The organism is Candidatus Woesearchaeota archaeon, assembly GCA_030651375.1.
Classification (GTDB): Archaea; Nanobdellota; Nanobdellia; order Woesearchaeales; family UBA12501; genus JAUSFM01.
On record JAUSFM010000003.1, the window covers coordinates 33,169 to 47,974 of the forward strand.

Genomic DNA, 14,806 nt, shown 5'->3' on the forward strand with positions numbered 1-14,806 from the left:
TTAGTGGATGTACTCACATTTAAAGATTATGCTTTTCGTGCCCTGTTCACAATATCAGCGTCGCCAGCCCCAAGAACGTGAGAAAGCCGAATACATCGGTTGCGGTTGTGATAAAGATGGTGGCTGATGCAGCGGGGTCTTTGCCCATCTTTTTCATGATGAGCGGGATGATGGTGCCGAAGAAGCCGGCAACAACGAGATTAATGACCATAGATATGCCAATAATAAGCCCCAACAGCGGATTTTTGTTCCAGAGTGTTGCGACAATCGCGACAATAACGCCGTTAATCAGGCCGTTAATGGCGCCGGCAGTGACCTCATTGATGATGACTGGCCTTGCTGTTTGCATGTGGATTTCTTTTAATGCCAGTCCGCGGACGACGACTGCAAGTGTTTGTGTTCCTGCGTTGCCGCCCATGCCGGCAACAATTGGCATGTACACAGCAAGTAGGACGAATGAGGATATAGTTTCTGCAAAAAGACTCACGACATACGCCGCAAGAAATGCCGTTGCGAGGTTAAGAATGAGCCATTGGTAGCGTTGTTTTACTTTCATGAACGCAGAGTCAAGTACGCTCTCTTCCTGCGTGACACCGGCGAATTCATACAAGTTTCGTGCCGGCTGTTTTTCGATAAGGCGCAGGACGTCTTCAGAATAAATAAGTCCGAGGATGCTGTTGTCGTGGTCCAACACCACTACTTTATTGTTGCGGTATTTCTTGAACAGCTTGATAACTCCTGTTTCATCGCTGTCGTACCGGATGGTCGGGACTTTTTTTATGTACCGCGTTATTTTTTCATTTCCGCGGTGGAGCACGACCAGATGGCCTTGCAGCGTGCCAACGCAATAGCCGTCCTTGACGACAAGAAGTGTGGGGAATTTCTGATTGCGCTTCTCATATCTTTTAATAATTCCATAGACGTCTCTGAATCTGCTGTTGAGCTCGACCTGCACATAATTCAGGCTCATCAGGCCTGCTGCGGTGCGCGGGTTGAATCGGAGCAGAAACTCAACTTTTTCTTTTATGTCATCGTTCAGCGCCTGCAGTATCCGGTGGCTTCGGTAGTCGCGCATATTCTGAATAATATCAGTTGTTTCGTCGGGGTCAAGGTAATGAAGCAGGGGAATGAGTTCCTTGTCCGGCGTGTTGATAACAATCTCTTGCTGTATCCGCCGCGGCAGGCCCAGAAGAATAAATCCACGCTTGTTAATAGGAATCTCGTTAAAGACCGCCATCCTTTTTTCAGGCGATAGCAGAAGCCGGTAGGTAAAATCGTTGTGGCGGTATTTTTTAGCCATGCAAGGGTTTACGCATTCTTTTTCTTATTAAAGCTTTTCCTTTTTTGTTTGTTCCCTTCTTTTTCTTTTCCCTTATTTAAACCACAATCATTATAAACCTTCTTTCTCCAGTATAATCCATTAACCTTAGAGGGTGGTACCTATGATGAAATGCTGTAGTAAATGTGGAAAAATGTGCGGCGTACTATTGCTGGCGCTGGGTGTGGTGTTTGTGCTGAAAGACCTGAATGTCTGGAATTTCTGGGGCGTAAACTGGTGGAGTGCACTGTTGCTCCTCGTCGGTCTCGGCAAGCTCGGTGCATCGCACTGCCCTGATTGCCAGAAGTGTTAAGTTTTTTATTTTATCTTTTTTTTACTTTTTATCTTCAAGCTACTTCTCGTGAATAATTCGGATTAAGAATCATCTGTTTGATGGCGTCAATAAGTGGCGTGTAGGGCGCGTCTGTTCCAGTGCGCTGTTGTTCTATTTCTTCAATAGTCCTCTGTCCAAACCGCTGCTGTTTTACTTCTGCAGAAACAGGAAGGCGGCTTTGTGATTCTTTTACGGTTCGATACTGGCAGTCGATGCCAAAGATGTGGAGCGCTTCTACAAACGCCGGAAGCAGCAGTTTTTCGCGGACAGCGTCAACATCATATTCGGGCATGCCTCGTGCAGAGGTAGTTTCCTTTGGTATCTCTGCCTGTGCAAGAACGTCTTCAACAGTCTTTTTCCCAAGGTCAAGGAAGGTTGTTATCTGTTCTATTGGGACCATGTCCATAAACACCATCTGGCCAATGAGTGCTGCATACAATGAGCCAGTTGCATGTACCACCTCATCGCTGATATGAAACGGCTGTAACACTCTGCGGAGTATTCTATTTTCACTAACGTACCTTGTTTTTTCAATAGAATTAATAGGCACTCCTTCTGTTTTATTATCAAGCAGTGCCCGTGGTATTTCACCTGTTTCTCGGATTCTGTTCCTCTCTTGTTCGGCGAGAGTGATATATCCCGGCGTGATGTGACCTTCTCGCTCTGCGCGGTACACAAAAAGCTGTGCAAGATAGTTTATGTATCCGGCAACAGTTACTTTTTCTGGTTCGCTTGGTTTTTCTATGTCTTGTTCTTTGTCTTTCAGTCGTTGGTAGCGGCGTCCGAGTAACATTAATTCCGTGGTAAGGCGTTCTACTTCATCTGTAAGCCGTTTGTTTATTTCTTCTGCTTCTCCCGTTTCTTCACTAATCGGAATCTCATGTTTTTCAACGTAGCGAATGAAAAAGCCGAGCGGAATATCAACTCCAGCATCATGCAGGTCAGCCATCCGGACAATTCTGCTGTTGCCATTGAAATCTGCTGTGTGAATAGAAATTTCATTGCTTGTTAGGGCAAGGAAAAGAGCATTGTAACACTGTGTCGTTGGATGGTCCTCACCCAATTCTTTGATGGCTGTTTCAAGTTTTCCAAGATTAAAGACTGGTTCTTTACTTGGTTGGAACCACTCATCATCGCTTATTGTTTTTGATTCGAGAACGCCTGACTTTTTCAGCTGTTCATGTACTGCGTCGCTGTGGGTGATTCCACTGTCGACTATTCCCACATCTTCATTCAGATCTGCCAGCGAGACATATACTGTTGGGTTATCTTCAAATTCAACCGTGCCAACGGTCGTGCCAATGTTGGCTTTAACAAGATGATAGAACTCAAGCAGGTCACGCTGGTCGTTGGTTGGCTCATCGCCCTCAACTACGCTGCCCAGTGCCTTTTCAAAAGCAGTCCAATTGAGCAGGGTTTCTTTGGCCATATGGTTGCTTTATAAAGAGGCTGTATTTAAACCTTTGTGTGATGATTACCGGGGGTGTTAATTAACCAGAGTATATCTGTCCCTCACTTTCTCCGTCCCTTTCCCTCATTTTGCCAGAATCTCGTAAGCGTACGCTCACTTTCCGGCGCATGTTTTGTTATTTTCCCGACATCTGCCGGAAAAATAGTGTGCCGTCTTTTTATCGTTTTAATTCGCTATTTTTCCTATTTGCTGTCGGCTTTTTAACGAATTAAAATTGGTAAAATACCGTATCAAATTCAAAAAAATAAAAAATGATAAAAACTTTTAAGCTTCTATCGCAACTTTCTCTTCAATTTTGAAGGGTTCATCTGCCTTGCCGCTCTGGGTCTCTGAAATTTTCTCATTCTTCACCAGCCGCTGGAGCTCCCGAATATACCGTTGGGTTAGTTCCATGTTGATTTTAATTCGGTTCATGACCTTTTCAAACGATTGTTCCAGCGTATTGCCTGTTAATTTGTAGCCAATGGTTACCTTACTGTTGGCAATATAGCTTGTTTTATTGATGATATTCAGCGTGGTCCATCGATTGAGGTAGTCATACATGGTCTGGCGCGAGATGCCAGCGTAACAGCCCATTTGTTCGACGGTCATGACTGCAAGCTCAGGTTTTTTCTGACGATACGACTGCTTTGCGCGCTCGTATAATTCAAGCAAAACGCGATGCATTTTGTCAGTTGAGCCTTGTTTGCGAGGCATTAAGCCGATTCTCGCAAGAATAATCGCAGCCAGCTCTTCGCTGGTTGGGTTGATGCTCGGCTCGTGGTCTTGAATGATTATTTTGTTTTTTTTGAAGGGTTTCACCTCTTTTGTTTTTAGTTTATATCCTCTTTGTTTCCCTTTTAAATTTTGCCAAAATATCGACGACAGTATGAAAAAACAACAAAAGGTTGCTGTCATTACTCGCGATTTTCAGCCCAGAAATCAGATCTGGGGATAGACAGAGATGACTAAGATTAAAAAGCTGTTCATTTTGCGCTTAAACTATTCTGGCGAAGCATAAAGCTTTTAAGTTTGTTCTTGATGCGGGAAGGCATGATTGAAGAAATTGCGTATACTCTGGCTGGAATGTACAGTTCTGATACTGCACGTTTTAGTACTATAACTCATTATGTTAATCTGGATAAAGGAAGACACACACTCAATGCTTTTACTGGTTTTGTGCCCGGTGCGTGTATTGGCTACATTGCAGGACTTATCTTTGGCCGTACTGGACTTATGGAGATCGGTGCTTTTGTTGGTGTTGTCTTCAACTTTTCAAATGAATTTCCTGTTAAACCGGGCATGACGCCGGCTGAAATTGATGAAATGTACACAAAATTACGCCAAGGTAGTACAAGAAAAGATTAAATCTTTTTAGCAGAATCGATTGCGTTCGTTCTACGCAACGATCTCATCACAAGCGTACCAAAACAAGGCCGAAAAACTCGTTTTTTTCTGTTCATTTTTCCACTTTTTTATTTATTCGGCATTATCTCGAATGACCTGTTTTTGAAAAACCATCCCATTCTGTCATTATGCCATAAGAAACTTCTCTTTCGTGCATGTTCCCAGAATTTTTCCCCAAACCAGTTTGAGGGGTCAAAACTCTCTACGTCCCCTTGTTGGATAGGAATAGGGTGCAAGACGCATAAATGGGGGGGTTTGGGATGTTTGTATGGGATGATACCTGAAAGGGATACTGGTAGAGAAAATGTTATTCTATTACTTCATCAATCCAACGCGCTGTTTTTCTTCGTTTCTAAGGTGGTCGAATATATGATACGCTGCGGGATAGTCTTTAAAAAGTATTTCTTCTATCTTTATTCCCATGAGGTCATCAAAACCATACGCCAAACCTACAAGGGCTGGATAAAATTCGTTCATCGGATTTGATCCTACTTTCTTCACTTCTGCAAAAAATACTTCGGGAATGATGTTTCGCTGATGCAATTTGTTGTACGCATCAGAAAGAATATTATGTTCGTTGTGTGGAAGGTTTGGTATGCGCTTATGTAACCGTTCATGAACAAGTATTTCCCGAAAATAAAGTGATTGGAATGTTTCTTCTGAAATAACAATATTGCCTATTGTGGTCAGCACACCATAATACCACCATGCATCATGTTCACTATAACCTGCTTTCTGTAATCCGCCAATAAGTGGCCCAGAATCATAAAGAGATGTTTCATCCAGAAAAAAACCAGCAGCAGGTGCTCTCCCTTTTTGTGCGTCGTCAACTTGCATCACTTTGTCAGGGACAATAAACTCATGCGGCCCAAGAAGGTGCCGGTGACCAAGCGGATCAGGTATCTCTGTCTGCTTGATATCATGGTACGCAGTAAGTGCTGAGCTGCTGACGACGACTTCTTTGAATTCTCGGGGCACAAGTGCGGGAATACGACCAGAAACAAGCGTTTCAAGGCCTACGGCAAAAACAAGGGCAGGAAATGAGCGTTTCATCTTTTTTTCAACGTTGCACCATTATATGAACCTTTCTCTGTTTACCACTAATTAGGGGTCATTAAATGATTATACTTTTATAACAAGTTATAAAAAACAAAAGATTTATATAAATCCACTATTTGAGAGTATCCATGGACGCCTGCATCAAGAACATTAACGATGAAGAATGGCGCGAATTCAAGTCAGAATCTGCACGCCATGGCATGAAGATGGGAGACTTCTTCACCAAGCTGGTGGCAGATCACCGCCAGCAGTGTACTAAAGGCAATGCAAAAGAAATCCTCTTTGGGGAAAAACCGCTCAAAGATTTACTTAAAGATGTTGATTACAAAAAAATTCGCGGGCACTTCAAAAAAACGTTTAAAATGAGGCGGCATAACGTATCTCTTTGACACCAGTATTCTTATTGAAGTTGAAAAAGGAAACCGAGAGGTAATTGAAAAACTTTCTTTTATTAACGAAGATGAGGATGATATTTTCCTTAGTTTTTTTACGTTTTATGAATTTTATTATGGCCTTCGGCATAAAAATCTTAAAAACAAACAAGCTCTTTTAGAAGGTCTGAAAAAATATCATTTTTTAAATCCAACCATGCCAACAGCGATTATCTATTGTGATCTTCTCTTTGAATTAGAAACCAAAGGGAAAGCACCTGCAACCTTTGACCTCTTCATCGCTGCACTCGCTATGGAACATGATTACACACTCGTCACTGGCGATACTGATTTTAAAGAAATTCCAGGTCTGAAGTTGAAGTATATAGAACTTTGACTGCTGTTCATCCGTATGGTGCAAGAGTAGCTTTTTGTTTTTCAGGAACCACGGTTTAAATACCGTACCCAAAAGCATTTATTCAGGTTCTTTTTGCTCCTCGGTATGATTATAATAGCCGAGAAGAATGGAACTCTTGATGCTCTCCTTGAACATGTTCATGCACTCGACTTCAAAACAGATGTCTCAACCGGCGACGAACGAGTGGTCATCGGCCTCATCGGCGATACCCGTGCATTAGCAGAAGACCAGTTTTCTCCGCTCCCCGGCGTGTTAGAAGTGCGGCGCATCACGAGCAAGTACAAGCTCGTGAGCAGGCAGTTTCGGCCAACCCACACTGTATCCATTGGTAGGCAGGTTATTGGAGACGTAATGCCCCATCCTCTCATTATCGCCGGGCCGTGCGCTGTTGAAACTGAAGAGCAGGCACTGCGCACCTTTGCAGAAATTGCCCCGTTCGCCGATGTCTTTCGCGGATTTCTCTACAAGCCGCGTACCAGTCCGTACGAGTTTCAAGGCCTTCGCGAAGAAGGCATACACATTTTGCAGGAAGTTAAACGCCTCTATCCGGAAAAACCGATGGTGCAGGAAGTGCTCGACCCTCGCCATCTGGACGTGCTCAATGCAGTAACTGATGTGTACCAAATCGGCATGCGCAACATGTACAACTATGAGCTTTTACAAGAAGTGGGCAGAACCGGCAAACCTATTATTTTGAAACGGAACTGTGCTGCAAAACTCGAAGAGTGGCTCCTCGCTGCAGAATATATTGCAACAACGGGCAACATGCAGATTATTCTCTGCGAGCGTGGCATACGGACGTCGCTTTCGGGAGAATACAGCAGAAACACACCTGACCTTGGTGTCATTCCTGCCATCAAAACAGCAAGTTGCCTTCCCATTATTTTTGATCCCAGCCACAGCACCGGACATGCTGACATGGTCGAGGCCATGAGCTCTGCTGCATTGCAGCTTGGTGCTCACGGGCTGGAAATTGACGTCATGCCCGTCGGATATGACCGAACAAAATTACGAGTTGATGGCGCGCAGGCCATCACGGCGGTCGAGCTTGAGCGCGTTGCACGGGCTGCGCGGAAATAAATTAGAAACGCTTAAATATTCCACCCCATTTTTGATGGCATATGAGACTCACTCCAATCCTGTTGGCGCTCGGCCTCGTCGGCTGTGGTGACACTGTTGAAAAAACAGTCTATATCTATCGTTATCCTGATGCTGGCAGTGTGGCTGATACTACCCAGTCTGACGTGCGCCCACCTGAACACGGGAATGGCGAAGGTGAAGGGCAGTCTGCTGAACTCGATGCTGGCTCACTGGATGGCCGTGTTCAGGATGCAGCTGCAGATGCAGCGGTTTCTGCTGACGCGACAGTTCTTCCGGTAACTATTGATCATCACTTTTTTTCCGATTATTTCCGTTATGGCAGTGAACGCCGGTTTCAGGCGATTACCCAGAACGCAGAAAAAGTAGTGTTTGAGCTGACGAACGCTCTTGGTGAAATTGAGACAATCACCGTGCCGCAGCAGAACGCAACCATCCGTGGCTCCCGCGCGGTTTATCAAGCCCTTTTTCCCGGTGTGTGGAACCAGCCGGGAGTGTATCCAATTACAGCAACTGCAGTTGGCGCTGAAGGCAACCGTGTTTCAGATTCTGATTCCGCTGCGGCCTATAACCAACTGGTTACTGAGATGCCACCGGCGCTCGGCGTTTCGGTGTTCATCCTATCCTACGATGTATGGAAGCGGGACGTTCTGGGCAGTCCGCTGTTTCGCGACATTTTTGACCAGCCCAGCAGAAACCGCGGCGAGACATGGGCTGATGCAATTCTCGCCTATGAGCAAACATTCGGCCAGCGCGTGATTGACGGGCGCGAATACACCAAACTGCCCGTGAGAGTTCATATCGTCGAATCCCCCGATGAGCGGGGAGCAGTTGGTGTGGTGTATGAACAGGGTAACGGCAACAACTATTTTGCCAACATGAACCGACTGGTGTTTGAGGGCATTGGCGCGGTGACCACTCGAGAACAAATTGGCCAAATTTTGGGAACGCACTGAGATACATTTATTAATTCCTTCTTTTTTTTCAGTGCCATGAAACCTGGCAAAGACTACATCGGCGTTGGCTGCGGCGCTGTGATTCTGAATGAGAACAATCAAATTCTCCTGATGAAACGAGGCGCTGGCTGCAGGAACTGTGTTGGCTACTGGGCGATTCCCGGCGGCTGCATTGACCGCTTTGAAACCGCTGAAGACGCAGTCAAACGGGAAATCAAGGAAGAGATTGGTGTCGATATTGAACTTCTCCAGCTCTTGAGCGTGACCAACGATTTTATCCAAGAGGAAAACGAGCATTGGATAACGCCTCAATTTCTGTGCAAAATTGTTGCAGGTACGCCTACCATTTGTGAACCAAAAAAGTGTGACGAATTGCAGTGGTTCGATCTTCATGCGCTGCCAGAAAAACTGACGCTGCCGGCCATCAATGGAATTCGCGCGATAAAAACTATTCTTGAAAAGAAAAAATAAGAAAAAAATAAATAAAAAAATCCTTCTAATTCCCCACCTTCATAGACCCCGGCCCAAGCGCGTAGATATTCAACAGCGCTGCAATGCCAAGCAGGTGGAATAGCACGGTAATCATGCTCATTCCGTTTCCAAAACTCATGTTCGGAATATGCACCGTGAACAATGCAACAACAAGCACGAGCATGAGCGGCCACACCGCATATCTGGCTTTGTAGCCGAGAATTAATGCGCCGCCAAACACGACTTCTGACAGAAGCAGCAGCCATCCGAACAACGTCGGTATCGGAAAGCCAATCTGGCCGAGCATGGCGCTGATTCCACTGGGATTTATCAGTTTCGTCAATCCCGCAACGAGAAACAGCAAACCGGCGCATATGCGCAAAACAACTTTTCCAAAATCTTCATTCATCACAACACCCCCTTTACAGGTTAAAAAAGAGAAGTCCGGCTTATTTTTATATTTTCTGGTTTTCAACAGCTACCTTTTTATATTCATGCCAGTAATCATGGTGTGTGGTCAAGCTCATTATCATGGACCTTGGCGGTGTGTACTTCACGTCAGCCACGCAAACCCTTGTTGATGAAGTTGCCCAACTTGTTTCTGCACCAAAACAGCGAATAAAAGAAATTTTCAGCTGCAGCCCGGGCAAGGAAGGCCTTGCGTACCGGCAGGGAAAATTCACGCGCGACGAATTCTGGAGCTGTGTAGCGAACGAGCTGGGCATTAAAAAAGAGCTCATTCCCCTGCTTGAAAAGTTGTGGTTTGAGGCGTACATTCCCAAGCCGACCATGCAGGAACTCGTCAGAAAACTCCGCAAGAAATACCTGGTCATCGTCTTCTCCGGCAACTTCAAGGCAAGAATAGACTACCTCAATCGCCACTATCACCTCAAAAATGAATTCGATGATTTCCTCTACTCATTCGACGCGGGCTGCAGCAAGGGCGATTCCCATTTTTATGAGTCTCTCGCCAAAAAAATAAAAAAGCACGGCGTCAAGCCGGAAGAATCTATCTTCATCGACGACCACCAAAAATTCCTCGACAAGGCAAAACCATTTGGTATTAAGACCTTGTTGTTTGAGTCGCCGGAAAAGCTTGAGCATGACCTCAAGGCGCTTGGTGTGAAGTGGTAGTTCAGTATTCGTTTTAGAATTTTTTTAAAGAAACTTTATAAAGCTCTTTTGTGTTGTTTAATCTTGTTTACTATTCGAGGTAGATAGATGCTCTCAAAGAAAGCCCAGATTAGTATGTACCTTATTTTGGGAATTATCATCCTCCTTTTTGTTTTGATACTCTCATCACCAAAAAAGGAACAGCAAACAACATCTTCGTCGTTCACTTTTGCCACTGCTGCAAAATCAGCACGGCTCCAGGTTACGGAATGCTTGCGGGAAAAAATCAAGGAAGCAGTGCTCTTTGTGGCGCACCGTGGTGGTTATGCGGTTCCTCCGGAGAACTATGTTGACTTTGCTGCAGAAGAATCACCGCTTATTTCTTCGATTCCGTATTATCAAGTGCGCGATGAGCTTTTTATTCCCAGCGATGAAACGGTCAAAAAAGGAATTGGTGACTATCTCGCTCTCACCATGCGCAACTGCACTGGCACCATTCAACTTCCTGATTTCAATATCACGTTTGGTGTGCCGTTGTTTGTGGTTGACCTTGTGACAGAACAAACCAGTTCCAGCAAGATAACCGTGTCTGCCGCAATTCCGACAATACTGACTTCTGTTGATACTCGTGAACAGATAACTATTAGCGGGTATGTAGTGGTCATTCCCTCACGCCTTGGCGAGGCGCTTCGCATCAGCAGGAATATTATAGGCGACAATCACCTTGCGCTGTGCCTTTCATGCATGGCACAACAGACGCCGCGTGACATGGAATTACAAACATTTGAATCAAATCAGCCGCCGGATTATGTCATGGTGTATCAGCTGCTCTACAACGAAACATTTGATGAAACACGTCTTGGTACAAAGATGCCGGCAGTATTCCAGTTTGCTGCAAAATACGCATCAGACAGTAACCAAACAGCTGGCAGCATCAACATTATTAACGAGCATGAATTGGCGAGTGTGACTGCAGTTGTTGGCACGCCATTCTCACTTGACATCAAAACAAACGCAGCGCGCGCTCCTGGTCAGTTTGTGCAACCTATTGCACATACAGTTCAGTTTTCCGACGACAGCGACCTGTTTGACATCGTTGCTGATTCGGTCATCGGCACCGGCAAAATTGCATTTACTCCAACGCCCAACATGGTTGGTCCCCACATCATTGAAATAAAAGCCACTGATGAAACAGGCGCGTGGGACAGCACGGTTATGGTTCTTGAGGTGAAGGAGCATGAATAACGAACTGCCCGCTCCTTCTTCCCGCTTGTTCTTCCCCCTGTTTGTATTCCTTATTCTTTTTCTTATACATGTTCCTTCATTACTCGCTGCTCCACCGAATCAAATGAACCAAATCCAACTATCGTTCAATCAACAGCCAACGCTTGATGCGTTCTTAAAAATTGAACATCCCACTGCTGCTGACCTTCTCCTGCTCCATCAGCGCAATCCTTCATTGGTCAATCTCAATGCGTGGAATAAACTGTCTTCTGACAATAAAATTTTGTTTCTCACCCAACAGTATATTAGCGAATATGCGCGCGACGCCGTTGCTCATGCATCATTCACTTCAGGAACCTCGTCTCTTGCTGATGAGCAAAAGATTGCAGAGCTCTTTTTTTCCAAAAGCGCAGAAAATATTAATGGCCAGCGTCCAGCATTTGTCAACTATCTTTCATCATACGGTGTTGATATCCGGGTTGACGGAAACGTGCAGGGATACACTGCGTTAGGCGTGCTGAAAGGAAACAACGGCGAAGTAAATGTGCGCCTGCTCAAAGAGCGTTTTGCCTTTGGGGTGCAGCCTGATGGAAGCATTGTGCTTGTGCGCAAAGGCGCTGACCGAAAAACAGCAGTGGCGCATTCATTTACGGGAAAGATTCTGGCAGCAAAAGACGGCTCAATTTCCTTGATTAGGGGCTCGTTTGACGGGAATACGGTTGAGCAGGTGACCAACTTGGTTATTGACTCGCATGACCGGGTTGTTGCGCGGGCAGAACTATTTGGCCCATTTGCATTTACCAAGCCGACGTTGCTTATGTTTATGAAAGGAGATTCAGGGGCTGGAAAACCCGACCGCTATCGGATACAGCAAGACACTCGTTTGCGGGGCTTTTCCCATATCATTGGCGGAACATTCTCACTGCGTGGGGATGCGCGCGAACCATTTTCTCGGCGGCTGTTTGTTGAGCAAGGAGATGAAGGTGTTGTTGATGGATATGAAATTCGTGGTGTCAATAACCGCGTAAAAATTGCCTTTGAGAAAACTGATTTTGACAGCCGGGCATCTGCAAATACCGTTTTTTTTGCGCCCGACGGAAAAAACGTCTTTATGGCCAGTGCCGGCGCGAATCCCTACGAAGTTGCTGCTGACCCTGCTTCAGTTATTGCGGGACGAAAACTAATCGGGCAGAGTGTGCCGTTTCTTGAGGTGCCTGACCGCGGCTATAAACCCGGAGACCAGTTTGAGCCGGGGACGACTGATTTTTTTAATCTCATGATGATTCAGCGGATTATTGGCGATCGGCAAACCGGAAAATATACTACAGCAACCAGCTCAAAAGTTATCGCGTGGCAGAATGCCTACAACAAACGCCATCAACTCCAGTCGGTCGATGCTGGCTGGCTCTCTCCTACTGGCCGCTGGGATGTGCAGAACAGTGACGCTTTTTTCCAAGAAGCAAGCGCTTCATCGACGATGATTTTCAGGCCGAGCGGCGGAACGGTTGCCATAACTGAAGGCGCCACACTGAGTGTCCAAGTAAAAGGCAAGGTTAGTTTTTCATATGGCAACGAACAGTATGACCATCTGACTGGGCGTTTGACGCGGAAAAAAACTTTTTTTAATCCCGTAAGCCCGTTGCCAGTTAGTATTGTTGCGTATGATGATGCGGGAAAACAGGCCGCGATTGTGACGAGGGAAGGAAACAAGAATAGTGTTTTTGCTTTTAACCAAGGGTTTATGAGCGGCGAGAATTGCCTGCCCTGTTTCATTGCGGCAAACATGGATTTGAGCCAGGTTGAATGCGCTGGTTTTGTGCGCAGGCTTGCCCGCTTGGAGGGAGGGTATTATCAGGCCTATGGGCTGCGTAAACAATCATTTGACCTGTACACTGGACAGTATGGCAATGCATGGGAAATTTCAGAAAATATTCGCGACCATGGCGGAACGAGTTTGTACTGGAAAGAAGCAGGGGGCGATTTGCCACTGCGTGATCCACGCCTTGCTGCGCAGGTTTCCTATGATTTTGGCTCATTTAAAGAAGGCGACGTCATCAGCATGTACTTTACGGGCAGCAATTATCTCGATGAATCATTTGCCGACGGGAAAGACGGCCGCCAGAATACCCACGTCGCAAAAGTACTCGGCACAACCACTGAAGTCTTGAGCTATGATCCTTCACCCGGTTCCTTGGGGCAGTTTCTTAAAAAAGAAATCGGCGTGCAGAATCCGACCTTGTTGGCCAACTTCCCGGTTTGGGTAAAAAAAGAGGATGATGGTGCTGATGCGTATCAGCGCGTTCGTTTGCACCCTGATGGAAATTATTATGATGGATCAGGACACCGTGTTGTTCCCGGGCGCGATACTGTTGTCAAAGTGGAAAAAATTATCATTGCGCAACTCTGGCATCAAAATCCCAACCAGCCTGAAGTCGAAGCGGTTCGCCAAGAAGATTTCGGAAGATTTTTGGATGACAATCCTTCATTTTCCCTCTATGAACACCTGCGCCCGAATGAAAAACGAATGGCTGACGCTTCGGCAAATAACGACCTGAACGGTGTGCAGGCGATGCAGTTGCGCTATAAAACAATTGAAGAGGAGTTGCAAGCACGCCAGGTTCCCGAGCGTGATATTCCTGCGCTGGCAAAATCAATCAAACTGCGCAACGCAATGAACGCACCAAAGGCCGGTGATGTGTTATTTGTTTCGCGAACCAGCCCCTATGAAGAGGAGCGTGCAGAGCCATCGCTTTCCCTTAGTGAATCGCTTGAAAAACAGGGAGTGGATGATGCTGAAACATGGCGCACATTAATTACAAAATCAACTGAAGAACGAATGCGGGAGTATCCGCTGGCTGAAAGCGATGCACAGGACTTTGAGTTGCTCACGCTCTCGGTCGGTCTCAAGGAATCAGGACTGACTGATAGTGTTTGGGGATATCACAAAGCAAAAAAACAAGCAGAAGACGCTGCTGCGTTGCTCGGTTCTTGGGCGCCTGATTTTAGTTACGGCTATTACCAGCTTCTGCCGGAGAATGCACAACAAAATGCAGCGGAATTATCATTCCAGGGCGTTATTCCCGAGAATGATTTTGACGGTCCCCGTGAGCTTACTGGCAAAGAGGGCGCGGTGAAACATGGCCAGCGGCAGTTGGCAAAACTATGGACAAAATATGTGACGCCTGATATGGATCGGCAGCAGAAAATCCAACTGGTTGCTGCTGCGTACAATTGCGGTGAATGGTGCCCACGGAATGCTGCATTCCAGCAGCAGTTTAATGATATTGCAGGAACCTCAATCACTCCTGATGGCAGGCTCGGTGACCAAACAGTAGATTCCGTAACCGTGTATGCACAGGCGCACGGGATTGAATTCAAACGAGAGGATATTCTTGCTTCAGGTACTTTGTTTGAACAAACGCCCCTCTATCAACATATAAAAGAACAGTGGCGCATAAAAAACAGCCGAGAGCCTGCATATGGAACCATCCCTGCATGGCCATATGGCGCACAGGTAATGAATATCTGCCGTGAACTTTCAGCACGCTGCTGAATGCTGCTAAAATTTGTCAAAACTGATTACTCCC

15 protein-coding genes are annotated in these 14,806 nt (G+C 45.9%); 10 read left to right on the forward strand and 5 right to left on the reverse strand.

The genetic code is table 11. The features are described from left to right. Positions 1-46 precede the first annotated feature (46 nt). On the reverse strand, positions 47-1,300 hold the full coding sequence (locus tag Q7R76_00260) for a magnesium transporter (protein MDO8642010.1): 1,254 nt from the start codon (positions 1,298-1,300) through the stop codon (positions 47-49). Positions 1,301-1,442: 142 nt separating this feature from the next. Here Q7R76_00260 and Q7R76_00265 point away from each other — a divergent pair, with 142 nt between their 5' ends. Continuing rightward, the gene (locus tag Q7R76_00265) at positions 1,443-1,631 is read left to right on the forward strand and encodes a hypothetical protein (protein MDO8642011.1); all 189 of its coding nucleotides are present in this window, start codon (positions 1,443-1,445) and stop codon (positions 1,629-1,631) included. Positions 1,632-1,665: 34 nt separating this feature from the next. Here the strand turns inward: Q7R76_00265 and Q7R76_00270 are convergent, their stop codons facing one another. Both Q7R76_00270 and Q7R76_00275 read right to left on the reverse strand, forming a co-directional pair. Beyond that, positions 1,666-3,081, reverse strand: a complete 1,416-nt coding sequence (locus Q7R76_00270) for a hypothetical protein (protein ID MDO8642012.1) — start codon at positions 3,079-3,081, stop codon at positions 1,666-1,668. Between the two features lie 306 nt (positions 3,082-3,387). Continuing rightward, positions 3,388-3,924: a hypothetical protein gene (locus Q7R76_00275; GenBank protein MDO8642013.1), complete on the reverse strand. Its 537-nt coding sequence runs from the start codon at positions 3,922-3,924 to the stop codon at positions 3,388-3,390. 231 nt (positions 3,925-4,155) lie between these two features. Between Q7R76_00275 and Q7R76_00280 the strand changes: the two genes are divergently transcribed. After that, positions 4,156-4,470, forward strand: a complete 315-nt coding sequence (locus Q7R76_00280; GenBank protein MDO8642014.1) for a hypothetical protein — start codon at positions 4,156-4,158, stop codon at positions 4,468-4,470. A 354-nt stretch (positions 4,471-4,824) separates the two neighbouring features. Here the strand turns inward: Q7R76_00280 and Q7R76_00285 are convergent, their stop codons facing one another. After that, on the reverse strand, positions 4,825-5,562 hold the full coding sequence (locus Q7R76_00285; GenBank protein MDO8642015.1) for a hypothetical protein: 738 nt from the start codon (positions 5,560-5,562) through the stop codon (positions 4,825-4,827). Between the two features lie 134 nt (positions 5,563-5,696). Here Q7R76_00285 and Q7R76_00290 point away from each other — a divergent pair, with 134 nt between their 5' ends. The 5 genes from Q7R76_00290 (at position 5,697) to Q7R76_00310 (ending at position 8,882) form a co-directional block, all read left to right on the forward strand. Further along, positions 5,697-5,957 carry a hypothetical protein gene (locus Q7R76_00290; protein ID MDO8642016.1) on the forward strand — a complete coding sequence of 87 codons (261 nt, stop codon included), beginning with the start codon at positions 5,697-5,699 and terminating at the stop codon, positions 5,955-5,957. Positions 5,958-6,000: 43 nt separating this feature from the next. Then, complete coding sequence (locus Q7R76_00295) at positions 6,001-6,336, forward strand: PIN domain-containing protein (GenBank protein ID MDO8642017.1); 336 nt, start codon at positions 6,001-6,003, stop codon at positions 6,334-6,336. A gap of 105 nt (positions 6,337-6,441) precedes the next feature. Beyond that, entirely contained in the window at positions 6,442-7,437 is a 996-nt protein-coding gene (locus Q7R76_00300) for a 3-deoxy-7-phosphoheptulonate synthase (protein ID MDO8642018.1), read from the forward strand. Positions 7,438-7,478: 41 nt separating this feature from the next. After that, on the forward strand, positions 7,479-8,411 hold the full coding sequence (locus Q7R76_00305) for a hypothetical protein (protein ID MDO8642019.1): 933 nt from the start codon (positions 7,479-7,481) through the stop codon (positions 8,409-8,411). Between the two features lie 36 nt (positions 8,412-8,447). Further along, complete coding sequence (locus tag Q7R76_00310) at positions 8,448-8,882, forward strand: NUDIX domain-containing protein (GenBank protein MDO8642020.1); 435 nt, start codon at positions 8,448-8,450, stop codon at positions 8,880-8,882. Positions 8,883-8,907: 25 nt separating this feature from the next. Here Q7R76_00310 and Q7R76_00315 read toward each other — a convergent pair whose 3' ends face one another. Next, positions 8,908-9,291: a DoxX family protein gene (locus tag Q7R76_00315; protein MDO8642021.1), complete on the reverse strand. Its 384-nt coding sequence runs from the start codon at positions 9,289-9,291 to the stop codon at positions 8,908-8,910. Positions 9,292-9,395: 104 nt separating this feature from the next. Here Q7R76_00315 and Q7R76_00320 point away from each other — a divergent pair, with 104 nt between their 5' ends. From Q7R76_00320 to Q7R76_00330, 3 genes are all read left to right on the forward strand, one after another. Then, positions 9,396-10,016, forward strand: a complete 621-nt coding sequence (locus tag Q7R76_00320) for an HAD-IA family hydrolase (GenBank protein ID MDO8642022.1) — start codon at positions 9,396-9,398, stop codon at positions 10,014-10,016. An 87-nt stretch (positions 10,017-10,103) separates the two neighbouring features. Then, positions 10,104-11,240: a hypothetical protein gene (locus Q7R76_00325; protein MDO8642023.1), complete on the forward strand. Its 1,137-nt coding sequence runs from the start codon at positions 10,104-10,106 to the stop codon at positions 11,238-11,240. Next, positions 11,233-14,772: a DUF1615 family protein gene (locus Q7R76_00330; GenBank protein MDO8642024.1), complete on the forward strand. Its 3,540-nt coding sequence runs from the start codon at positions 11,233-11,235 to the stop codon at positions 14,770-14,772. The genes Q7R76_00325 and Q7R76_00330 overlap by 8 nt, the downstream gene beginning before the upstream one ends. Positions 14,773-14,806 lie beyond the last annotated feature (34 nt).